At 63.1% G+C, this 23384-nt stretch carries 18 protein-coding genes; 6 read left to right on the top strand and 12 right to left on the bottom strand.

Annotated features, from left to right (window positions below):
• The first annotated feature begins 233 nt into the window (after positions 1-233).
• Together K1177_RS06780 and K1177_RS06785 are read left to right on the top strand one after the other, a co-directional pair.
• Positions 234-1781, top strand: a complete 1548-nt coding sequence (locus K1177_RS06780; RefSeq protein WP_224702540.1) for a DEAD/DEAH box helicase — start codon at positions 234-236, stop codon at positions 1779-1781.
• Positions 1782-1978: 197 nt separating this feature from the next.
• A complete protein-coding gene (locus K1177_RS06785; RefSeq protein WP_224702541.1) occupies positions 1979-2983 on the top strand; it encodes a GGDEF domain-containing protein in 1005 nt (334 codons plus the stop codon).
• A 3-nt stretch (positions 2984-2986) separates the two neighbouring features.
• Here the strand turns inward: K1177_RS06785 and aroA are convergent, their stop codons facing one another.
• The 8 genes from aroA to K1177_RS06825 all read right to left on the bottom strand — a co-directional run bounded on the left by aroA (position 2987) and on the right by K1177_RS06825 (position 11369).
• Positions 2987-4264, bottom strand: a complete 1278-nt coding sequence (gene aroA, locus K1177_RS06790) for a 3-phosphoshikimate 1-carboxyvinyltransferase (RefSeq protein ID WP_224702542.1) — start codon at positions 4262-4264, stop codon at positions 2987-2989.
• A gap of 96 nt (positions 4265-4360) precedes the next feature.
• Positions 4361-4741: a HesB/IscA family protein gene (locus K1177_RS06795; RefSeq protein WP_224702543.1), complete on the bottom strand. Its 381-nt coding sequence runs from the start codon at positions 4739-4741 to the stop codon at positions 4361-4363.
• Between the two features lie 52 nt (positions 4742-4793).
• Positions 4794-5228, bottom strand: coding sequence for an SUF system Fe-S cluster assembly protein (locus tag K1177_RS06800; protein WP_224702544.1), 435 nt, complete (start codon positions 5226-5228; stop codon positions 4794-4796).
• A 14-nt stretch (positions 5229-5242) separates the two neighbouring features.
• A complete protein-coding gene (locus K1177_RS06805; protein WP_224702545.1) occupies positions 5243-6463 on the bottom strand; it encodes a cysteine desulfurase in 1221 nt (406 codons plus the stop codon).
• A gap of 147 nt (positions 6464-6610) precedes the next feature.
• A complete protein-coding gene (sufD, locus tag K1177_RS06810) occupies positions 6611-7819 on the bottom strand; it encodes a Fe-S cluster assembly protein SufD (RefSeq protein ID WP_224702546.1) in 1209 nt (402 codons plus the stop codon).
• A 2-nt stretch (positions 7820-7821) separates the two neighbouring features.
• Entirely contained in the window at positions 7822-8571 is a 750-nt protein-coding gene (gene sufC, locus K1177_RS06815) for a Fe-S cluster assembly ATPase SufC (protein ID WP_137153361.1), read from the bottom strand.
• A gap of 100 nt (positions 8572-8671) precedes the next feature.
• A complete protein-coding gene (sufB, locus tag K1177_RS06820; protein ID WP_224702547.1) occupies positions 8672-10174 on the bottom strand; it encodes a Fe-S cluster assembly protein SufB in 1503 nt (500 codons plus the stop codon).
• 64 nt (positions 10175-10238) lie between these two features.
• Complete coding sequence (locus K1177_RS06825; protein WP_224702548.1) at positions 10239-11369, bottom strand: cysteine desulfurase family protein; 1131 nt, start codon at positions 11367-11369, stop codon at positions 10239-10241.
• A 289-nt stretch (positions 11370-11658) separates the two neighbouring features.
• Here K1177_RS06825 and K1177_RS06830 point away from each other — a divergent pair, with 289 nt between their 5' ends.
• Together K1177_RS06830 and tyrS are read left to right on the top strand one after the other, a co-directional pair.
• A complete protein-coding gene (locus K1177_RS06830; protein WP_137152090.1) occupies positions 11659-12321 on the top strand; it encodes an alpha/beta hydrolase in 663 nt (220 codons plus the stop codon).
• 134 nt (positions 12322-12455) lie between these two features.
• Positions 12456-13706: a tyrosine--tRNA ligase gene (tyrS, locus tag K1177_RS06835; protein ID WP_224702549.1), complete on the top strand. Its 1251-nt coding sequence runs from the start codon at positions 12456-12458 to the stop codon at positions 13704-13706.
• Between the two features lie 58 nt (positions 13707-13764).
• Here tyrS and K1177_RS18510 read toward each other — a convergent pair whose 3' ends face one another.
• A complete protein-coding gene (locus K1177_RS18510) occupies positions 13765-17253 on the bottom strand; it encodes an AsmA-like C-terminal domain-containing protein (protein WP_224702550.1) in 3489 nt (1162 codons plus the stop codon).
• A gap of 145 nt (positions 17254-17398) precedes the next feature.
• Between K1177_RS18510 and K1177_RS06845 the strand changes: the two genes are divergently transcribed.
• Entirely contained in the window at positions 17399-17887 is a 489-nt protein-coding gene (locus K1177_RS06845) for a peroxiredoxin (protein WP_224702551.1), read from the top strand.
• 65 nt (positions 17888-17952) lie between these two features.
• A complete protein-coding gene (locus K1177_RS18515) occupies positions 17953-19113 on the top strand; it encodes a M23 family metallopeptidase (protein WP_224702552.1) in 1161 nt (386 codons plus the stop codon).
• A gap of 62 nt (positions 19114-19175) precedes the next feature.
• Here K1177_RS18515 and prfB read toward each other — a convergent pair.
• The 3 genes from prfB to K1177_RS06865 form a co-directional block, all read right to left on the bottom strand.
• Positions 19176-20301, bottom strand: a protein-coding gene (gene prfB, locus K1177_RS06855) for a peptide chain release factor 2 (RefSeq protein ID WP_224702553.1) whose coding sequence is annotated in 2 segments (ribosomal slippage) — positions 19176-20231 and positions 20233-20301 — 1125 coding nt in all. Because the reading frame shifts where the segments join, the coding sequence is not laid out codon by codon here.
• 57 nt (positions 20302-20358) lie between these two features.
• Entirely contained in the window at positions 20359-20853 is a 495-nt protein-coding gene (locus K1177_RS06860) for a peptide deformylase (protein WP_224702554.1), read from the bottom strand.
• A complete protein-coding gene (locus K1177_RS06865; RefSeq protein ID WP_224702555.1) occupies positions 20854-23325 on the bottom strand; it encodes a penicillin-binding protein 1A in 2472 nt (823 codons plus the stop codon).
• Positions 23326-23384: the final 59 nt, after the last annotated feature.

Genomic DNA, 23384 nt, shown 5'->3' on the forward strand with positions numbered 1-23384 from the left:
GGAGCATTTTTTGCTTGACGGCTTGTCACCTCGACAAGGCCCGCCTTAGCCAATGTGCCTCAGGGCCACTCCGTCGTCTCTGCACTTGCTGCATCCCGTCCGGTGGCCACCCCAGTTGTGTACGCAAGTCGCGTCTCCGAGGGCTGCACCACGACTGAACACCCCGGCGCACCGTTCGAATGTCTCGAACTGGAATTGGCCCCGGGCTACGCCTCTCACGTGGATTACAGAATTTGACTGATGATTTTTCCGGGCTGGGTCTTTCCACCAAAGTAGCCGATGCGGTAGCCGCCGCTGGCTACACCAAGCCGACCGAAATCCAGGCCCAGGCTATCCCTCACGTTCTTCAGAAGAAGGACGTCATCGGCATTGCCCAGACAGGCACCGGCAAGACCGCCAGCTTCGTGCTGCCCATGCTGACGCTGCTGGAAAACGGCCGGGCCCGTGCCCGCATGCCGCGCACGCTCATCCTTGAGCCGACGCGCGAACTGGCCGCACAGGTCAGCGAGAACTTCGAGAAATACGGCAAGAACCACCGCCTCACCATGGCGCTGATCATCGGTGGCGTGAGCTTTGAAGACCAGAACAAGAAGCTTGATCGCGGCGTTGACGTGCTGATCGCTACGCCCGGCCGCCTGCTCGACCAGATTGAGCGCGGCAAGATCATGCTCAATGGCGTGGAAATCCTCGTCATCGACGAAGCCGACCGCATGCTCGACATGGGCTTCATCGACGACATCGAAAAGATCGTCAATCGCCTGCCGCCCCGCCGCCAGACACTGCTGTTCTCGGCGACCATGGACGCCCAGATCGAAAAGCTCACCAAGAAGTTCCTCAAGGAACCGGTGCATGTGCAGGTCTCGCGTGCCGCGTCGACCGCGGACACGATCGACCAGAAGCTGGTAAAGGTTGGGTCTAAGCCCGAGGAAAAACGCGCCATGCTGCGCGATCTGATCGCTGCTGCCGACGGGCTGACCAATGCGATCATCTTCTGCAATCGCAAGCGCGATGTGGCCACACTCGCCCGCTCGCTGGAGCGGCATGGCCTGTCCGCCGGCGGTCTTCATGGCGACATGGACCAGAAGAGCCGCACCGAAACCCTCGACGCCTTCAAGAACAACCGGCTGACCCTGCTGGTCGCCAGTGACGTTGCCGCCCGCGGCCTCGACATTCCTGCCGTGAGCCATGTGTTCAACTTCGACGTGCCCGTGCATGCCGAAGACTACGTTCACCGCATCGGCCGCACTGGCCGCGCCGGTCGCTCTGGCGCCGCCTATACCTTTGTGGCCCCCAGCGACAGCAAGCATCTCGACGCCATCCTCAAGTTGATCCAGAAGCCGATCGACTGGCTGGAAGACAAGGCGCGTCGCACCACCCCCGCCGAGGCAACTGTCGCAGCCGGCGGTGACGAGACCGAAGAGCGCCCTGCCCGGCCGGCGCGCAGCCGTCGCGGCGGTCCGCGCACGCGGGCAGCTGCCGAGGCCGCCAACCAGGCTGCCCCAGCACCGGCTGCGGCCGAGCCTGTGGAGGCCCCGAGCGAAAAGCCGCAGAGCCGGCGGCGCCCCGCCAAGTCGGAGCGCCCCGCCCCGAGCGCGACTGAGGCGGAAGCGCCAGCGCCTGAAGCCCGTACTGAACGCAATGAGTCGCGCCCCGCGCGCGGCCGCAATCGCCGCCCCGCCGAAACGCGTGAATCGGAAAACAACAGCGACGACAAGTCACCGTTCGGCAGTGACGGCCCGATTCCGGCGTTCCTGCTGCGTCCAACGCGGATCGTACCCTGAGGAACAGCATAATTACTGTTTAAGCAGCGCTTTATTGCTGTTGGGCAGTTGTGTTCAATTGAGTGTGACCTGTAATTTGGCAAACGGGAATCGCTGAGGGCAGAAGCTCCAAGCGATTCTGGCGCAAGGGCGCGAGGGGTTCGGTGTCTAATCAGGAACTAAAGCGGGCAATGGGCTACGCGAATTCAGCATTCGAATTGCTGAAGCGCAGCTCCATTCCGCCCTATCCGCAGTTTTATGAGCTCCTGTACACCTACGCCTCAGGCGTCAATCCGACCCTGAACAATCGCATCAACGCCATCTTCCGTGGCGGCGACTCGCCCTCGCAACCCTTGGCCGAGGCGCTCTACAACGAATTCCTCAAGGCCGACGTCAGCGACCGCATGTCGGATGTATCCGAGCGCATGCACGCCCGTATCGAGGCCGTGCACGACGCCATCGACACGGCCATGACCACGGCCAACGCCTATTCAGGCTCCCTGCAGATGGCCAGCGGCGATCTCGACCGCGACATCTCCGTGGCGTCGATGAAGGCGCTGGCGCAGAAACTTCTGGCCGAAACCCGGCACATGCAGGAAACCAACCGTTCCCTTGAGCAGAAGCTGGAAGCATCGCGCGACGATATCGCCGCACTGCAGCGCGACCTTGATGATGTGCGCCGCGAGTCGCTGCTCGATCCGCTGACCAAGATCGCCAATCGCAAGAGCTTCGACGAGAGCCTCGACACGGCCATGGCTGAATGCGCCGAGAGTGGCAACCCGCTCTGCCTGATGCTGCTCGACATCGATCACTTCAAGACCTTCAACGACACCTATGGCCACCAGACCGGTGATCAGGTGCTGCGGCTGGTGGCGATGACGCTGAAGTCCAATATCAAGGGCAAGGATCTGGCCGCCCGCTATGGTGGCGAGGAATTCGTCGCCATCCTCCCGGCGACCAGCCTGGAAGGCGCCACGGCGCTTGCCGAAAAGATCCGCAAGGCCATCCAGGCCAAGGAACTGCTCAAGCGCTCGACCAATGAGAAGCTGGGCCGCATCACGGCCTCGTTCGGCCTGGCCGTCTATCACCCGACGGACACCGCTGCCTCGCTCATCGAACGCGCCGACCGGTGTCTTTATGCGGCCAAGCACGCCGGTCGCAACAAGGTCATCAAAGAAGATGACCTGGTGAATATGGCCCCCATCAAGATTACCGCCGCCTGATCCTCAGGCAGCTGGCACCAGTTCGACACCAAGTCCGGACAGCATGTCCCAATAGCCAGGGTAAGTCTTGCCCGTGCATGCCGGGTCAAGGATCACGATTCCAGGGAGCCGCAGGCCCGCCAGGGCAAAGCTCATGGCGATGCGGTGATCGTGATAGGTCTCGATCCGCGCGACGTGGTTCCGTCCTGCCAGCGTGTTGGCCAACTTTGGGTCCGAAGCGACGAGCAGGTCGTCGCCCTCTTCCCTGGCGAGGCCCGGCAAGATGCGGTTGAGCTCATTGGCAACCGCGCGAATGCGGTCGGTCTCTTTCACCCGCAGGTTGGCAATGCCCACGAAGCGCACAGGCTGATTGTTGAACGCTGCCAACACCGCCAAAGTGGGCACGGCATCCTGCATCTGCGAGCCATCAATCACCGCCGGCATATTGGGAAACTGCGCAATCACCGCCTGCGCCGCGGCATCAGGCTGAGTGAAGGCATCTGCCGCCACGCCCAGATCGATCTTGCCGCCGGTCAGAACTTCGGCGCCCCAAAGATAGGTTGCCGCTGAAGCATCGGGCTCGATCAGCAAGTCGCAGGCTTTGTAGCCGCTCGGCTGCACCAGCCAGCTACCGGCATCGATCTGCTCAATCTCGGCGCCAAAGCTGCGCATGGCGGCCAGCGTCAGATCGACATAGCCGCGCGCGCCGATATCTTTGCCAGCCAGCGCCACCTCAATGGGGCCATCTCCCAGCGGCGCCGCCATCAGCAGCGCCGAGACATATTGGCTGGAGAGCCCCGCATCGATCTCGACGCGGCCATGACCGAAATTGCCCTTGCCCCGCACGGTCACCGGCGGACAGCCCGTGGGGCTCGACGCATCAATGCCCAGCGACACCAGCGCATCGACCAGCGGCCCGATCGGACGCAGGCGCATCTCCGCGTCGCCGTCGACAATCACGGTACCATCCACCGTCGCCACCGCCGCCGTGAGGAAGCGCGTCGCGGTGCCGGCATTGCCCAGGAAAAGCGGTTCAGACGGCGCCGTCAAGCGCCCGGGACTGGTGACAACAAAGCTGGTCGCATCCGGCTCTTCGACAGTCACGCCCATCTGACGCAGGGCCGCCGCCATCAGCACGGTGTCCTTGCTCTTGAGCGCGCCGCTGAGCCGGCTGGTGCCATTGGCCAGCGCCGCCAGCAGCAGCGCCCGGTTGGTGATGGACTTCGAGCCCGGCGGCGACACACGCCCGACCAGCTTGTGCGTGGGCGGGATGATGGACAAGGCCGCAGGCAGGTCGGTCATGGGGTGAACTCGGAAACAGGATGGGCCAAAGGCAGAATGTCCCTGCCTGTTAGGCCAATCCCGGCGCGCGCGCAACAGGGCGCGCTGTGCACCGCGTCAGCCGTTGGCGCGGGCCTCGGCGATCGCCTTGAGATCGGCCGGCTTAAGCTGAACGCTCTCCCCGCAGCCACAGGCGCCCGTTTGATTGGGATTGCGGAACGTGAAGCCCGAACTCATCTTGGACTGTTCGAAATCCATCACCGTGCCCAATAGGAACATCGTGGCCTTGGGTTCGACATAGACCTCGACGCCCTTGTCGCTGACGTGGTCATCGCCGGGCACCGGCTCGGTCACATAGTCCAGGGTATAGGCCATGCCGGCACAGCCGGCATTCTTCACGCCGACCCGCACCCCGATCACCGGCTTGTCGGAATCCTCGATGATTTCGGTGATGCGCTCGGCAGCGGCATCGCTCAGCGTCATGATCTTGAAGGCCATGGGCGGATCTTTCTATCGGCGTTTCACGATATATAGGACGAAACGCGCGGGATTACCACCAGTTGAGGGCAACCTGGGCTTCTTCGCTCATCCGCGTGGCGTCCCACGGCGGATCGAACACCATGTTGACCGTGACATCGCGGATGCCCTCGACGCCGCGCGCCGCATTCTCCACCCAACCCGGCATTTCGCCGGCCACCGGGCAGCCAGGGGCCGTCAGCGTCATGTCGATGCTCAGGTTTCGGTCATCATCCAGGTCAACCTTGTAGATCAAGCCCAGCTCGTAGATGTCGACCGGGATTTCCGGGTCATAGACGGTCTTGAGCGCGCCGATCAGATCGGTGGTGATGCGCTCCACCTCATCCTCGGGCAGGCCTGCACCAACCGTCGGGGTGATGCGCGGCTCGGGAATCGTGGGCGCCGGGGCGATCTTGGATTCGTCGATTTCGACTGCAGCGTCTTGGTCGGGTTTGCTCTGGTCGGTCATATTGGTCCTCGCTATCAAGCGAAAAAAGTCTGGGCGCGTTCAATGCCGTCCACCAGCGCGTCGACATCGTCCTTGCCGTTGTAGAGGGCAAGCGATGCACGGCATGTGGAGGTGACACCGAAGCGTTTCAACAGGGGCTGGGCACAATGGGTGCCCGCGCGTACGGCAATGCCGTAGCGGTCGAGAATGGTCGAGACGTCATGGGCATGGGCGCCCTTGAGCTCGAAGGAGAAAATGCCGCCCTTGCCCGGCGCCGTGCCGATCATGCGCAGCGCTTTGATTCGGCCCAGCCGTTCGGCGGCATAGCTGGCGACCGCCGCCTCGTGTTCGGCAATAGCATCGCGCCCCAGACCAGTCATATAGTCCAGCGCGGCGCCCAGGCCCATGGCCTGCACGATCGGCGGCGTACCGGCCTCAAAACGATGCGGCGGGGCATTGTAGGTGACGGTGTCGAGACTGACCGTATCGATCATCTCGCCGCCGCCCTGATAGGGCTGCATCTCGGCCAGCAGGTCATATTTGCCGTAGAGCACGCCGATGCCGGTCGGCCCATAGAGCTTGTGGCCAGTCATGACGTAGAAATCGGCGTCCAGCGCCTGCACGTCCACCGTCGTGTGCACCGCGCCCTGGCTGCCATCGATCAGCACGGGAATGCCGCGCGCATGGGCAATGGCGATCACCTCGGCAATCGGGGTCACCGTGCCCAGCACGTTGGACATATGGGTAACCGCGACCATACGCGTCCGGTCGGTCAGCGTGGCCTCGAAGGCATCGAGGTCAAAGCCGCCGTCATCGGTCACATCGACCCACTTGATCACCGCGCCCTTGCGCTCGCGATGAAAATGCCAGGGCACGATATTGGAATGGTGCTCCATGATGGAGAGCACGATCTCGTCGCCCTCGGCAATCCGCGGCCCGGCAAAGGACGACGCGACCAGATTGATCGCCTCGGTCGCCGAGCGGGTGAAGACGACCTCTTCGGCCCGCTTGGCATTGATGAATCGGCGCACCGACTCGCGCCCCGCCTCAAAGCCTTCGGTGGCGCGATTGGCCAGCGTATGCAGGCCGCGGTGAACATTGGCATATTCATGCCGGAAGGCATGGTCCATGCGGTCGAGCACCTGCACCGGCTTCTGCGCTGACGCGCCGCTGTCCAGATACACCAGGCGCTTGCCATGGATGACCTCGGACAGGATCGGAAAATCGGCACGGACTTTTTCGAGATCGAAGGTCATTGAATCACCGGCCTTGCAGTCTGCCTCCCCTTCCCCTTGAGGGGAGGGGTTGGGGGTTGGGGTCCAACATTGACCCACGCAACTACCCCCTCCGTCGGTCCCTCCCCTCAAGGGAGAGGAAAGGACAAGACACCAAAGTCCCCTGTCCTACTTCCCAAGCAGCCAGCCGTCGACGATGCCGTTGAGCGCTTCGTTCAACGCCTCGTCCTCGATCGGATCGAGCACTTCGGCAATGAAGCCACGCACCAGCATCGTCTCGGCCTCGGCCTTGGGAATGCCGCGGCTCATCAGGTAGAACATCGACTCTTCGTCCAGCTCGCCGCAGGTCGAGCCATGCCCGCACACCACGTCATCGGCATAGATTTCGAGCTCGGGCTTGGAGAGGATTTCCGCCTCGTCCGACAGCATCAGCCCCTGCATCATCATCTTGGCATCGGTCTTTTGCGCATCGCGCTCGACCACGATCTTGCCCTGGAACACCGCCTTGGAGCGGCCGCGCGCGATCTGCTTGTACATTTCCTGGCTGGTGGTGTGGGCCACGCCATGCCGGATATCGATGGTGATGTCATTGTGCTGGCCGTCAGCCACCAGGTTCAGCCCGGTGAAATCGGCGTGCGCCCCTGCTCCGGCAAAGCGCGCAAACACCTGGCTGCGGGACAGGCCGGCGCCAGCATGGATGGTCACCGTGCGCAGCTTGGCGCCTTCGGCCAGGGTATATTCATTGCTGGCGAAATGTGACGACGCCTTTGAGGACAGATCGACGGTGATATGGGTCACCACCGCATTCTTGCCCAGCGCCAGATAGGTGGCATGATTGCCCACATGCGCCGCCTCGGAGCCCGAGAAGGTCTCAAGGATCACCGCTGAGCCATTGTCGGCAACAAAGATTTTCACGGCATCCGCCACATGGGCGGCATCGCCCTCGCAACGGCGGTCGATCTGGATCACCGGATCGACACTGCTCTCGAGCGTCAGCGTCAGCGCCTCGCACGCCAATGCGCCATTGAGATGCACCAGCACATCGTCACGGGTGGACAGGACGCCACCTGTCGTCGTGCCGACGATGACGCCGGCCGGGGCCGTGCTGGCACCCTGCACCACGCCATTGGCGATCATCAGCTGATAGGCACCTGCCACGCGTAGCGCTGGCGCGCTGGCCTGGTTGGCGGGGGTCGCCAGCGGCGGCACCGTCTTCAGCAGGGTCTTGAGGTCGGTATAATGGTAGCTCTCCACGCGGCGCGTCGGCAGGCCGGCGACCGTCATCCGGTCAGCCTCGGCCGATGCGCCCACGCTGTTGAGCTGGGCAATCAAAGTGTCTTCAGCGGGTCCGAGCCGCACGGGCATGGTCTGGCGCATGATCAGGCCGCCGCGCCGTCGAAGTCGGCGTAGCCCTTGGCTTCGAGCTGCAGCGCCAGGTCCTTGTCGCCGCTTTCCACGATGCGCCCGTCGCTGAACACATGCACCACGTCGGGCACGATGTGGTTGAGCAGGCGCTGGTAGTGGGTGATCACCAGCATGGAGCGGTTGGCCGCGCGCAGCGCGTTGACGCCCTTGGAGACAACCTGCAGCGCATCGATGTCGAGCCCGGAATCCGTCTCGTCCAGAATGCACATCTTGGGCTGCAGCAGCGCCATCTGCAGCACTTCGGCGCGCTTCTTCTCGCCACCCGAAAAGCCCACGTTCAGCGGGCGCTTGAGCATGTCGGTATCGACATTGAGTTCCGTGCCGGCGGTCTTTACTGCGCGCATGAAGTCCGGGGTCGACAGTTCGCCCTCGCCGCGCGCCTTGCGCTGGGCGTTGATGGCGGCCTTGAGGAAGGTCATCGTCGCCACGCCGGGGATTTCGATCGGATACTGGAAGGCCAGGAACAGGCCCGCGGCAGCGCGCTCAGCCGGGTCCATCTCCAGCAGGTTCTCGCCGTCGAGCAGCACTTCGCCCTCGGTGATCTCATAGTCTTCCTTGCCAGCCAGCACATAGCTCAGCGTCGACTTGCCCGAGCCGTTGCGGCCCATCACGGCATGCACTTCGCCGGGCGGAATGATCAGGTTCACGCCCTTGAGGATTTCGCGCTCTTCGATGCGCGCATGCAGGTTGCGGATTTCAAGGATTGGGGTGGTCATCTGTAGTCTCCAATTGGAACCCGGTGTCGCTCAGTTGGCGCCGACCGGGCGATAGGTTTTGAGCATTCAGTTACGGCAGGCGGAGCGCCTAGCCCACGCTGCCTTCAAGGCTGATGGCGATCAGTTTCTGCGTCTCCACCATGAATTCCATGGGCAGATGCTGCAGCACGTCGCGCACGAAGCCGTTGACGATCAGGGCCACCGCCTCTTCTTCGTTCAGCCCGCGCTGCTGGCAGTAGAACATCTGGTCGTCCGAAATCTTTGATGTCGTCGCCTCATGCTCGAACACCGCGCTGCCATTGCGGCTCTCGATATAGGGCACCGTGTGAGCCCCGCAGGTATCGCCGATCAGAAGGCTGTCGCACTGGGTGAAGTTGCGGGCGTTCTTGGCCTTGGCATGGGCCGAGACCTGGCCGCGATAGGTATTGTCCGAGAAGCCGGCGGCAATGCCCTTCGAGATGATGCGGCTGGACGTGTTCTTGCCCAGATGGATCATCTTGGTGCCGCTGTCGACCTGCTGGTGACCGTTGGAAATGGCAATCGAATAGAACTCGCCGCGCGAACCATCGCCGCGCAGGATGCAGCTGGGATACTTCCAGGTGATCGCCGAACCAGTTTCGACCTGGGTCCAGGAGATCTTGGAATTGACACCGCGGCAGTCGCCCCGCTTGGTGACGAAATTATAGATGCCGCCCTTGCCGTCCTTGTCGCCGGGATACCAGTTCTGGACGGTGGAGTACTTGATCTCGGCATTGTCGAGCGCCACCAGTTCCACCACGGCGGCATGCAGCTGGTTCTCGTCGCGCATCGGCGCCGTGCAGCCTTCGAGATAGCTCACATAGCTGTCCGCTTCAGCGATGATCAGCGTCCGCTCGAACTGGCCGGTCTTCTTCTCATTGATGCGGAAATAGGTGCTGAGCTCCATCGGGCAGCGCACGCCCTTGGGGATGTAGACAAACGAGCCATCGGTGAAGACGGCGCTGTTGAGCGTGGCGTAGTAATTGTCCGACACCGGCACCACCGACGCCAGGTACTTCTTGACCAGCTCGGGATGCTCGCGGATCGCCTCGGCGATCGAGCAGAAGATGATGCCGACCTTGGCCAGTTCCTCACGGAACGTGGTCACCACCGACACCGAGTCCATCACCGCGTCGACGGCAACATTGGGACGCTCGACGCCGGCCAGGATTTCGCGCTCGCGCAGCGGCACGCCCAGCTTGTCATACATGGCGATCAGCGCCGGATCGACCTCGTCCAGGCTCTTGGGCGCCGGCGTCGATTTGGGCGCGGCGTAGTAGTACATGTCCTGCAGGTCGATCTTGGGATAGTGCACCTTGGCCCAGGTCGGCTCAGTCAGCGTCAGGAACCGACGATAGGCATCCAGCCGCCACTCCAGCATCCATTCGGGCTCATTCTTCTTGGCCGAAATGAAGCGGACCGTATCCTCGCTCAGCCCCTTGGGCGCCATGTCGGATTCGATGTCGGTTTCGAAGCCGTACTTGTACTTGTCCACATCGAGCGACAGCACCGAATCCACGGTGGCCCTGTCGATGTTCTCCTTGAGCGTGGGAATATGGTCGTAGTCCGCCATGATGGCTTCTCCTGATTGCTCCTCGGCGATTCAAGGTCGCCGCGAACCGTAAAACTCTTGCGGCCTAGGCCGCCTGCCCCTGCCGCGCCCGCTGGCGCGTCAGGATGGATTGGTAACCGGCAACAAACGCGTCGATGTCTTCTGCCGTCGAACTCCAGCCCAGGCTGACGCGCAGCGCGCATTCGGCCAGTTCCGGCGTCACGCCCATGGCGGCCAGCACATGGCTGGGGCCCACCTTGCCCGATGAACAGGCCGACCCCGATGAGACCGACAGACCCAGCAGGTCCAGCGCCATCATGGCCGTCGCGCTCTTTACGCCGGGCACGGCGAAATTGATCACATTGCCCAGCCGCGCGCCGCCGAACACCACAGCCTCAGCCGGCAAGGCCGCCTGCAGCTTTGCGGTCAGCGTTTCAACACCGGCCGCCGCATAGCGCGTGGGGAATGCCTCTGCGGCCGCGCCGAACGCCGCAATAAGCGCCGCCGCTTCCGTGCCACCGCGCCGGCCCTGTTCCTGGCCACCGCCAGGGATCAACCGCACCAGATCGGCATGCGCCTTGACCAGCAAAGCACCAACGCCGGCCGGTGCGCCGATCTTGTGGCCACTGATGGCCATCATGTCGGGTGCGGTGCTGGCAAATGCCAGATCCAGCTTGCCAAAGGCCTGCACGGCATCGACGAACAGCGTGTGACGGGTCGGCCCCACCAGCGCATTGATGCGCCCCATGGGCTGCACCACGCCGGTCTCATTGTTCACCCAGCCCAGGGCAACCAGCAAATTGCCCGCATGCGTAGCGACAACCTCGGCAAGTTGATCCAGATCAATGCAGCCATCGCGCAGAAGGCCAATGGTGATGACATCAAGGCCCGTGGCCTCGGCTGCTTTGGTGACTGCCGCGTGTTCGCCCGCGCTGGTCACGATGGCGGTGCTGGCAAAGGCCTTGGCGCCGCCGACGATGGCCTGGGTGATTGCCTCGGTGGCCGAGCCGGTAAAGACCACCTGCTTGCGTTCAGCGCCGGCCAGCTTGGCCACCTGCCCGCGAGCAGTGTCGATCAGATTGCGCAGTGCGCGGCCATGGCCGTGCACCGAGGAGGGATTGCCCACAAGGTCAAGCCCGGCGAGCAATGCCGACCGCGCTTCAGGCAGAAGCGGGGACGCGGCGTTATGATCAAGATAGATCGCCGGTCTGGTCATCGGATTCCCGTCAGGCGCATGTGCGCAGGTCATACCATCCATGTCCGGGCCGGAGCGCTGATGCGCCCTCAACCTCAAACACTTCTTGAAATTTGACGCCCAACTTCATTACAAGGGGCGCTCTTGCAGGCCGCACGCGGCCTCGAAAAATCGAGTTTCGAACAATTCTAAACTGGATTTTGTGACCCATGTTTTAGGCAGCCGGGCGGGCTTAGTCAAGCCGCAAGGCCGCCGCGCGGGCCCCGCGACAGACACGAACAGAGCCGAAACGGCCGGAAGAAGTGAGACCATGCCAGAAGTGATTTTCAACGGACCCGAGGGTCGTCTGGAAGGGCGTTACCAGCCTGGCAAGGAGCCCAATGCTCCCATCGCCATCGTTCTGCATCCCCATCCGCAGTTCGGCGGGACGATGAACAACCAGATCGTCTACAATCTCTTCTACATGTTCGCCGAGCGCGGCTTTGCCGTGCTGCGCTTCAACTCGCGCGGCGTCGGCCGCAGCCAGGGCATGTTCGACCATGGCGTTGGCGAGCTCTCCGATGCCGCCTCGGCGCTTGATTGGCTGCAGACCATCAACCGGGAATCGCGCGGCTGTTGGATTGCCGGCTTCTCCTTTGGCGCCTGGATCGGCATGCAGCTGCTCATGCGCCGGCCGGAAGTCGAGGGCTTCATCTCCGTCGCCCCGCCGGAAAATCTCTATGACTTCTCGTTCCTGGCCCCCTGCCCGTCCTCGGGCCTGATCATCCATGGCGAGAAGGACCGTGTGGCACCGCCCACCTCGGTGCAGAAGCTGGTCGACAAGCTCAAGACCCAGAAGGGCATCACCATCGAGCAGCAGATCGTCGATGGTGCCAACCACTTCTTCGAGGGCAAGGTCGATGAACTGACCACCCGCTGTGCCGAATATCTCGACCGTCGCCGTCAGGAGATCGCCGACGGCGGCGGGCGCTAGGTTTCCAGCGCATTCATTGCGATCTGTTGGAAGGGACCTCATCCTGAGCCTGTCGAAGGACGGGGTCCCCAGTGCACCGACCCCATGGCTCGGCAGGCTCGCCAGGCGGTCTCACTCATCTCAGTGATTGTCCCATGACCAAGTTCAAGTCCGACTTCCTGCGCGTCCTCGACGAGCGCGGCTTCATCCACCAGATTTCCGACCCCGAGGGTCTGGACGCCAAGGCCCACCAGGGCCAGATCTGTGGCTATGTCGGCTATGACGCCACGGCCACCTCGATTCACATCGGCAATCTGATCTCGGTCACCATGCTCTACTGGTTGCAGGAGACCGGTCACAAGGCGATCAGCCTGATGGGCGGCGGCACCTCCATGGTGGGCGACCCATCGTTCCGCGATGACCAGCGCAAGCTGCTCACGGTCGAGCAGATCCAGACCAATATCGACTCCATCCAGCGCGTCTACGGCAATATCCTGAACTATGGCGGCTCCAACCCCGCCATCATGGTCAACAATGCCGACTGGCTGCTCAAGCTCAACTACGTCGAGTTCCTGCGCGACGTGGGCCGCCACTTCTCGGTCAACCGCATGCTCAGCTTTGACTCGGTCAAGCTGCGGCTTGATCGCGAGCAGTCGCTGAGCTTCCTCGAATTCAACTACATGATCATGCAGGGCTACGACTTCACCGAGCTCAACCGCCGCTATGGCACCATCCTGCAGATGGGCGGCTCGGATCAGTGGGGCAATATCATCAACGGCGTCGACCTCAACCACCGCATGGGGGGCGAGCAGCTCTACGCATTGACCACGCCGCTGCTGACCAAGGCCTCGGGTGAGAAGATGGGCAAGTCGGCCTCCGGTGCCGTCTGGCTCAATGGCGACCTCTTCAGCCCCTATGATTTCTGGCAGTACTTCCGCAACACCGAGGACGCTGACGTCGGCAAGTTCCTCAAGATCTTCACCCGCCTGCCCCTGAGCGAGATCGAAAAGCTCGCGGCCCTGGGCGGCAACGAGATCAACGAGGCCAAGAAGGTCCTGGCAACCGAGGTCACGGCCATTGTCCACGGGCGACAGGCCGCCACCGAAGCGGCCCACACTGCCCAGGCAACCTTTGAGTCCGGGGCCATCGATCTGTCGTTGCCCACCGCCACGGTGAGCCATGCCGAGCTGGCGACGGGACTCGGCATCCTGTCGGCTTTGGTCACTGCCGGACTGGCGGCATCCAACGGCGAGGCCCGGCGGCACGTGCAGTCCGGCGCCGTACGCGTCAATGACGCTGTGATCGAGGATGACAAGCTCGCCATTGGCGACAATGCGCTGTTGCCTGAAGGCGTCATCAAGCTCTCGGTTGGCAAGAAGCGCCACGCGCTGATCAAGCCGGTCTGATCCCAGACCAACAGCATTGAAGGGGCGTCGGGCAACCGGCGCCCCGTTTTTTTGCGGCTTATTGCGCCGCCGGCAGCGCCTTGGCGCGGAACTCGAACAGTTCGCGGAACACACCCGGGACCAGCACCGACAGCGGATTGATACGGAACTGCGGGTTCTCCAGCGGCCCATTGACCGCAAAGGTCACACCCACCAGCCCCTCGCCATCGCGTCCACCCAGGATCGGCCCCAGCAGCGGGATCTTCTGAAACACGCTGTTGAGCCCGAACAGCGGCACATAGGTGCCCGTCAGGTCATACTGGCGCTGCGCAGTGTAGATGAAGCCGCGCAGCGTACCGCCCACCGTCGGCCCGGTCAGGATGGCATTGGTGATCTGCACCCGGTCCGAGCTGCGCTGGAAATCCACCTGTGCCGCATCGAAATCGAGCCGCTTGCTCTGCGCCACGCTGGCAAGGGAATCCGAGCGGTTGCCCAGCACCTGCACCACATTGTCCTCGTCCACGATAGCAAAGCTGCGCATCAGCAACTGGCCAGCCTCGACGTCCTGCTTGCCGTCCGTGGTCAGCACCAGGCTCCCCGTGCCGCCAACCAGGCGAGAATAGACGCCCAGGAAGCGCAGGATGGTGCCGGCATCATTGAAGGCCACCGACAATGTCCGCCCCTCGCTGGCGGGATTGGTCGTCACCGACAGACTGTTGGCATCGCTGAAGGTCGTGGTCAGGTTCACGCGCCGCATGTCGCTCCCGGAAAGCAGCATGTCGAGCCCCAGCTTGAATGCCGTCGTGGCGTAGAATCCAGTCGCCCGTTCCAGTTGCACATCCAGCGAGATGGTCTGGTTGAACTGCTCGGTCTGCACTCCGCCCCTGCCTTCTTCGATGCTGAAGAAGCGCTTGAGCACCGGCCGCAGATCGAGCTGGCTGCCACGCACCCGCACCGCAAAGCCGCCGCGGATCGGGGCGACTGCGACCTGCGCATTGTCGCCATCAGCCAGCGCAAAGCGGCTGAAGTCGGCTGCAACCAGGCCATCCTTGGCGTGAAACTCCAGCGCTCCTTCAAGCCGCACCGTGCCGAAGCTCAGCGCGATATCGCCCAGCGTGGTCACCTCTCCATTCTGGCGAATGCTGGCACTCACCGTGCCCGGCGTCCCTGCGGGCTTGCTGATCCCAAGGTCCTTGATGTCGAGCCCCGCGTTTTCAAGGTCGACTGCCATCTTCAGCGACCCGTCGCGCATTGGCTGCGCCACAAATCGCAGGCTGCCGCTCAGGAATGTGGACGCGTCAAAACCCATCTTGGCCAGCCCGGCCACATCAACTGTTGAAGACAGTCGGAAGACCGGGTCGGTCGTGGGCGTGCCGGTGATCTCGACCTGCGCTGGAATGCCGTCGATGTCGGCCGTGCCGCCCAGCTGATAGCCGTCCTGCGATGCGCTGAACGCCAGCTGGCCATTGCTGATCATCCGCTTTTCAATGGGCTCCTTGCTGGCAAAATCCTTGGCATTGCCGTTGAACACATAGTCGAAGCTGGGCGCTTCGCCGCTATCGGCGGCAGGCAGGTGCACCGTTGCCACAAGGCCCGCATCCACCACGCCACTAAGTGCCTTGAGGTCCAGTGGCAGGTCGGCCGTTGCAAGCAGACCCGGCTGCTGTTCGTCCACCAACGCCAGTATGGCCGGAATGCCCCCGGCTATGTCGCCCGAGACTTCCACGATCCCGTCGCCCGGCACCGAGCTGTCGATGATGACCGCAGGGTCTGTCACCGTGATATCGCCAGCCTTGGTCGGCAATGTCCCGCCACCAGCAGAAATGGTCACCTTGTTGTCGCTGATCTGAACGCGCATTTCGCCATCCATGGCAATGGGCGCCATGGTGACCGTCGGCCTGATCGAGACCTCGGTTCCAACCAGATTGATCGCGATTGCGCCCGGCGGCACCGCCTTGTCGGCCTCGCCCGGCCTGGCAATTGTGCCCACCGGGAATTTGAACGCCATGCGCGCCTGCTGCACCGTGCCGGCAGTCACATTGGCCACCACCCAGTCGCGGCTTTCCCGCGCCATCGTGTAGGGCCATAGGCGCTTGAAGTCGTCGGCGGACAGCCCCTGCCCCGCCAGCTCCAGATCCAGCCCCAGCCCGGCCTGCAGCATGTCCACGCGGCCCTTGGCCTCCACCACGGCATCGCCTTTGCGCGCCACCAGCGCGTCAATGCCCAGGGCGCCATAGAGCGGCGCCGACCAGCCGGTAAACTCCATGCTGTCCAGTGGCTGAGCAGGTGCGTCCATGTCATTGGGCTGCACCACCACATCGCGGGCCTTCAGCGCCAGCCCCACTGTCGGGCCATAGCTGGCGTCCAGCCCCATGGCGAACACACCCGACACCTTGGCCGAGCTGTTCCCGATCTGCAGGGCGCCTTCTTCCAGCGTGAACTGTCCTGCCGCCGGCGACCAGTTTATGTCGAGGATCGAGCTGGCGATGGGGAAGTAGGAATCCTCAAGCCGCAGGTCGAGGCCAGTCAGATCCACCTTGAAACGCCCATCCACCAGCTTGCCGCCTGACCGGGCAAAATTGACTTCGATCGATAGTGACCCGGCCCCGCGCAGGGCCGCCATGCTGGTGGGATCATCAATGAATGGCAGGAAGGCCGCAAAATCGATATTGGTGACATCTGCCTCGATGCGCACCGCGCCGGTTTCGTCCACCGTTCTGGCAATGCCACCGGCCATGGTGCGCCCGCCCAGGCTGGCTGAAAAACTGCCCTGGGTATCCCGCAAATTGGCGCTGGGTCCGATCTCCAGATCGATGTTTTCAAAGCGGCGGAACAGGCCGTAGACGCTGTCCGACATGCCCACGATGCCGTCACGCACCCGCAGCCGGGAAAACCGCCCTTGCGCCGTCTGCGCCACCAGGTCTGCAATGCCCTGTTCAGTGGCCTCAAGATTATAGATCAGCCAGTCATTGTCCGAACGCATGGGTGCATGCTGGTCGATCTTGGTGAGGTCAATGCCGCTCGCGCCAATGTTGACCGCCGGAAAGGCCTCTTCTCCTTCCTGCACCCGCACGATGGGGGTGCCGTCGGCGGGATCCTCCACCAGCTCAAGGCTGGTCAGCCGCGGTCCGAACAGATCCTGCACCATCTGCACATGCGGCCGCACGATGGTGACCGTCGCGCCCGGCTGTCCGAACAGCGCCCGCGCCGGCGAGAAGCCGATCTCAAGCGCGGCGATTGACACCTTGGCGCCCGTCTTGCTGTCGGCATAGACCACCGGGGAGAACTGGATGACCGGCCAGACCCCGTCTTCCAGCGCCAGCGACATCTCGCCCAGGCTCAGCGAACTGGTTGGTGGCAGGGCCGAGCGCACCATTGACTGCGCAGCATCGCTGCCGAAAGGCAGCCGCACCGGCGTCACCAGCAACACGGCAAACAGCACCACCAGCAACACCGCCGGAATGCCCAGGATCCACACGGCCAGCTTGGCTGCGTGCCGCGCCCTTGGGCGCCTGACCACAATGGGCGGCGGTATCGGGGTGTCTGCTGGTAAGATCGACGCGCTCACTTGCTTCCGGAACAGGGCTCCGTCGATAGTGTCCGGCGCCCATAAGAATCAACCGCAGTAAGCGATCTCATGCACGATGATACCGGCCACAATCGGGCGCCAACACCCACTATGTCGGCCCCCTGGAACTGATGGAAGCGGCACGATGACACAATTGTATGAAGGCGACCTTGCGCCTGACTTCACCCTGCCCCTCGATGATGGCACCAGTTTCACCCTGTCCGCCCAGCGCGGTCACCCGGTCGTGCTCTATTTCTACCCCGAGGACGATTCCGGCGGCTGCACCGACGAGAATCGCGAATTCTCCGATCGCGCCGCCGCTTTCCACGACCTGGGTGCACGGCTCGTGGGGATTTCGCCCGACCCCATCGAAAAACACGTCAAGTTCCGCGCCAAATATGGCCTGACACTCCCCCTGGCGGCCGATGTCGAGCGGCAGGCCATTGAGGCTTTTGGCCTGTGGCAACTCAAAAAGCTCTATGGCCGCGAGTTCATGGGCTTGATCCGCACCTCTTTCATCATCGGTTCTGATGGTCGCGTGCTGCGCTTCCTGCGCGCGACGCGCATCCTCGGCCACGCACAAAAAGTGCTGGACGCACTTGCGCTTGAGCTGGCCAAGCCTCCAGCAAAATAGCCTTTGTTAACCATGTTGCGGCACACTGCAGCCATCGTGTCAGATGATGTACTGGAGTGCCTTGCGTGCGGAAAACTGCCCATTTTGGCCGAACGGAAAAAGGGGCGTCCGCCAGCCAGAAGCCGGCACGCCACGGCATCCATCCGGCCCTGTTCTATTCCATGTTTGCCATTCTGCTCGGGGGCAACGGCCTGCTCGGTACATCCCTTCTGTTGACCCCGGATATCTCGCGCCTGTTCAGCCAGCAGTCCGAACAGGTCATGGAGGCCTATGAAGATCGGATCGCCCAGCTGCGCGTCGAGGTCGATCGCCTGCATTCGCGCAGCTATGCCCAGGCCGGCGACATCAATCTGCAGCTGCAGGAACTGTCACAGCAGCAACAGGTCCTTCTCGAACAGCACCAGCTCGTCCGCGCCCTGGTCGACAAGGCCGGCGAACTGGGCATTGAACCGGCCACCCTGGCGCGCTCGGACGACCAGACCAGCCCGGTTGCTCTCGCCACACCGACCACGGCCTCGGGCAATCCCGATATCGACGCCACCGCAGCCTCGGTCAGCCAGATGATGGACGAGACCCAGTTCGCCATGGCCTCGATTGCCGAAACAGCCATCGACCGCACCGACAGCATCATGTCTGAACTGTCCGATTTGGGCATCCGCCTGACCCTGCCCGAACCTGAGGACGGTGTTGGCGGCCCCCTGCTGCCGCCGCAGGCCGGCGCCGAATCCAGTCCAATGGTCGATGACGCCAATGCGGTGCTCACCGCTCTGGTCCGCTACAAGGCGGCCCGCGATGGCATCGACCGCGCCCCCGTGCACATGCCGATCACCGGCAATTTCCGCAAAAGCTCTGGTTTCGGCAATCGGACCGATCCATTTTCAGGCGGTCGCGCATTCCATTCCGGGCTCGACTTCGCCGCCCCCTCCGGTTCCACCGTGCTCAGCGCCGGCAAGGGCGTCGTCAGTTTCGTGGGCGAGCGCTCGGGCTATGGCAAGACGGTCGAGGTCACCCATGGCAATGGCCTCATCACCCGCTATGGCCACCTGTCGGCCTATCTGGCGGTTGAGGGGCAGGCCGTCAGCACGGGCACACCGATCGCCAAGGTGGGGTCCACCGGACGCTCCACAGGCCCGCATCTGCATTTTGAAGTGCGCAAGAATGACGTCGCCGTCAATCCGCAGGCCTATCTGAACAGCGGCAAACGCCTGCTGGCGCTGCTCGGCTGATCACCGGCCGCTGAAGACCCATAATCCAAAGAAAAACGCCGCCCGATCGGGCGGCGCTTGCATTAGTCCTCGGCAACCACGTCGGTCGCCACGCCCACGCGCTGGGCCAGCGCGGCCTGCATGAAGGCGTCGAGATCACCGTCGAGGATAGCCGCCGGCTGGCTGCTTTCCACGCCCGTGCGCAGGTCCTTGACCATCTGGTAGGGCTGCAGGACATAAGAGCGGATCTGGTGCCCCCAGCCGATGTCGGTCTTGCTGGCCGCCTGCGCGTTGGCAGCCTCTTCCCGCTTCTGCAGCTCGGCCTCATAGAGGCGGGACTTCAGCATGGCCATGGCCGTAGCGCGGTTCTTGTGCTGACTACGCTCCTGCTGGCACGCCACGATGATCCCCGAGGGTACGTGGGTGATGCGGATGGCCGAGTCGGTGGTGTTCACGTGCTGCCCACCTGCACCCGATGCGCGATAGGTATCGACCTTGAGATCGGATTCGCGGATCTCGATGTCGATCGAGTCATCCACAACCGGGTACACCCAGCAGCTCGAAAAGCTCGTGTGCCGCCGTGCGGCCGAATCATAGGGGCTGATGCGCACCAGCCGGTGCACGCCACTCTCGGTCTTCAGCCAGCCATAGGCATTGTGGCCTTTGACCAGAATGGTCGCCGATTTGATGCCGGCCTCTTCGCCGTCGTGCATTTCGAGCACTTCGACCTTCATCTTCCGGCGTTCGGCCCAGCGCGTATACATGCGCAGCAGCATATTGGCCCAGTCCTGGCTCTCGGTGCCGCCGGCACCGGAGTGGATTTCCACATAGCAGTCGTTGCTGTCGACCTCGCCGGACAGCAGCGTCTCGATCTGCCGCGTGCGCGCCAGGTCAGCCAATTCGATCAACGCCGCCTCGGCATCCTTGACGATGTCGGCGTCGCCCTCGGCCTCGCCAAGTTCGATCAGCTCGACATTGTCGGCAATACCGGCTTCCAGCTCGCGCACCGATTTGACGGCAACATCCAGCTCGTCACGCTCGCGCATGGTGACCCGAGCCTTCTCGGGGTCGTTCCAGAAATCGGGTGATTCTGTTTGCGCCGTCAGCGCATCGAGGCGAAGTTCAGCTGTATCCCAGTCAAAGATGCCTCCTCAGCAGGGTCAGAACCCGCTCGATTTCGGCGACGGTCTTTTCAATTTCCGCACGCATTGCACAATTCCTTCGATTTGGCCGCATCCTGTACCCGACGTGCCCGGATCGATCAACCTAGCGCTGGCTTTTCTGGAACTTGCGCAGCGCTGTCTCGCGCTTGAGCCGCGACAGCCGGTTGAGGAAAAAGACTCCGTTCATCTGGTCGATTTCATGCTGCGCCACCCGGGCAGCAAAGCCCTCGAGCCGCAGGCTCTGCTGGGCGCCATCCCCATCGTCATGGTGCACCATACACCAACCGGCACGGCTGATCGGCACTTCGATCCCCGGCAGGGAAACCGAGCCTTCTGCCCCCGCACTGGCCGTCTCTGAGAGGTTCTCGATCACCGGATTGTAGAGCAGCCGGTAGTCCCGCGCGGCGCCGGGGTCGCTGACACTCACCACAACCACCGGCTCCACCAGGCCTAGATGCGCAGCAGCCAGCCCATAGGCCTGCGCCTCCTGCGCCGCAGCCAGCAGCCGCGTCGCTACGGATCTCAGGCCATCATCGACCGGTCGCGGCTGAGCGACCTGCGTCAGTGCGGCATCCGGCCAGATGACGAAACCGCTCACCTAGAAGAAGCCGCCACGGCCGAGGTTGGGGTCGAGAAAGGTGCCGTTGCCACTTGGACGGGTGATGGCACCGCCATACTGCTGCTGCATCTGCTGCTCGCGCAGGATCGCGTCATAATCGGTCGTCGACAGCCCGATCACCGAGGTCGTCAGGTTCGGGCCGGTGCCGGGCTTGAACGATTCCGCGATGCCGCCCTCGCCGCTATAGGCCTGCGTGCCCGAATTGGGGTCGATCCAGGTCGTGCTCATGCCCGGAGGAACGTTGAACGGTGTCGCCGGCTTGCCGGCCAGCGCCTTCTGCATGAACTCGGTAAAGATCGGCACGGCAAACGTGCCGCCCGTGACCGAACGCCCCATCGAGCGCGGCTTGTCGTAGCCGACATAGACGCCGACGGCCAGTTCCGGCGTAAAGCCGACAAACCAGGCATCCTTGTAGTCATTGGTAGTGCCCGTCTTGCCGGCCACTGGGCGGTTGAGCACCTTGGCTGCGGTGCCGGTGCCACGCTGCACCACGCCTTCCATCATCGAGGTGATCTGATAGGCGGTCATCGGATCGAGCACCTGCTCACGATTGTCGATGATCACCGGCTCGCCCTGTCCATGCCAGTCGCTGGCCTCGCAACCTTGGCACAACCGCTGGTCATGCCGGTAGATGGTCTCACCATAGCGATCCTGCACACGGTCGATCAGCGTCGGCACGATCTTGCGCCCGCCATTGGCGATCGTGGCATAGGCCGCCGTCATGCGCATATCGGTGGTTTCGCCCGCACCCAGCGCCATGGCCAGCACCGGCTGCATGCTGTCATAAACACCAAACATCTTGGCATATTCGGCCACCAGCGGCATGCCGATGTCCTTGGCCAGCCGCACCGTCATCACGTTTCGGCTGCGCTCAATGCCACGCCGCAGCGTCTGCGGCCCGTAGAATTCCTGCGCGTAGTTCTCCGGCCGCCAGATCGAACCGTCGCTGTTGCGGATTTCCACCGGCGCGTCCAGCACCACCGAGGCGGGCGTATAGCCATTGTCCAGCGCTGCCGCATAGACGATCGGCTTGAACGACGACCCAGGCTGGCGCAGCGCCTGGGTGGCGCGGTTGAATTCGCTCAGCGCATAGGAGAAGCCGCCAACCATGGCCAGGACGCGCCCGGTGCGCGGATCCATCGCCACCAGCGCGCCTTCGATCTCGGGCACCTGCTCAAGCGTATAGATGCCAGTCTTGCCCTCCACCGGGGCGACGTAGATCACATCCCCGACTTTAAGAAACTGGTCGACCGGCTTGGAAACCCATTTGATTTCGGGCCCCGACAACGTGCCGACCACGCGATCGGGCGCCACGCCGCCATCGGCCGTGTTGTCCGGGCGCAACCCGATGCGAGCCTCGTTCTTGCCCAGTTCAAGCACCACGGCCAACTGCCACTCCGGAACGTCGCTCAGGGGCGCAATCTTGGCGACGTCGAGGCCCCAGTCCTCGCCCAGTTCAATGCTGGCCACTGGCTCGCGGAAGCCCTTGCCCTGGTCATAGGCAATCAGCCCGTCCATCAGTGCCTTGCGCGCATATTCCTGCATTTGCGGCTCAAGCGTGGTGCGCACCGAAAGACCGCCACCGTAAAGCTGGTCCTCGCCATAGAGCTTGGCGAGTTCGCGCCGCACTTCCTCGGTGAAGTACTCGGCTGAATAGAGCTGGCTGCCACCGGCTCGCGCGATCACGTTGAGCGGCTCTGCCTTGGCCGCCTCGCCTTCTTCGGCGGTCGCATAGCCGTTTTCCACCATGCGATCGATCACCCAGTTGCGGCGCTCGATGGCGGCCTGCGGGCGACGGAACGGATGGTAATTGTTCGGCCCCTTGGGCAGCGCGGCGATATAGGCCGCCTCACTCAGCGTCAGTTGGTACAGCGCCTTGTCGAAATAGTTCAGCGCCGCTGCTGCCACCCCATAGGAGTTCAGGCCAAGGAAGATCTCGTTCAGATAGAGCTCGAGAATGCGATCCTTGGAAAAGGTGGATTCGATACGGATCGCCAGCAGCGCTTCCTGGATCTTGCGGTCCCAGGTCTGCTCCGAGGTGAGCAGGAAGTTCTTGGCCACCTGCTGCGTGATCGAGGAGCCACCACCCTGGATGGCATTATTGCCATCGATGCGTGCCAAAGCATTGTCGCGGATCGCGCGGAACACGCCGTCCAGCGCAATGCCACCATGGGTGTAGAAGTCTTTGTCTTCAGCAGACAGGAACGCGTGGATCACCAGTGGCGGCACCGTCTCGATTGGCTGGAACAGCCTGCGCTCACGGGCGAACTCGGCCAGCAGCGTGCCGTCCGCGGCATGCACGCGCGTGGTCACCGGCGGCTGGTAGTCCTTGAGCACCGTATAGTCCGGCAGCTGTGTCGACACGGTGGTGAGGTAGACTCCGGCGCCTACGACGGCCACCAGGGCCAGAAAAATGCCAAAGCCAAACAGCCAGCCGAACAAGCGCAGCATCAGATCAGTCTCTCCGCAGCGCCGTCCCGCAACACGGCGGCGCGCTTGATGTCAGCACA

This window comes from Devosia aquimaris (genome assembly GCF_020169335.1).
GTDB classification, from domain to species: Bacteria; Pseudomonadota; Alphaproteobacteria; order Rhizobiales; family Devosiaceae; genus Devosia; species Devosia aquimaris.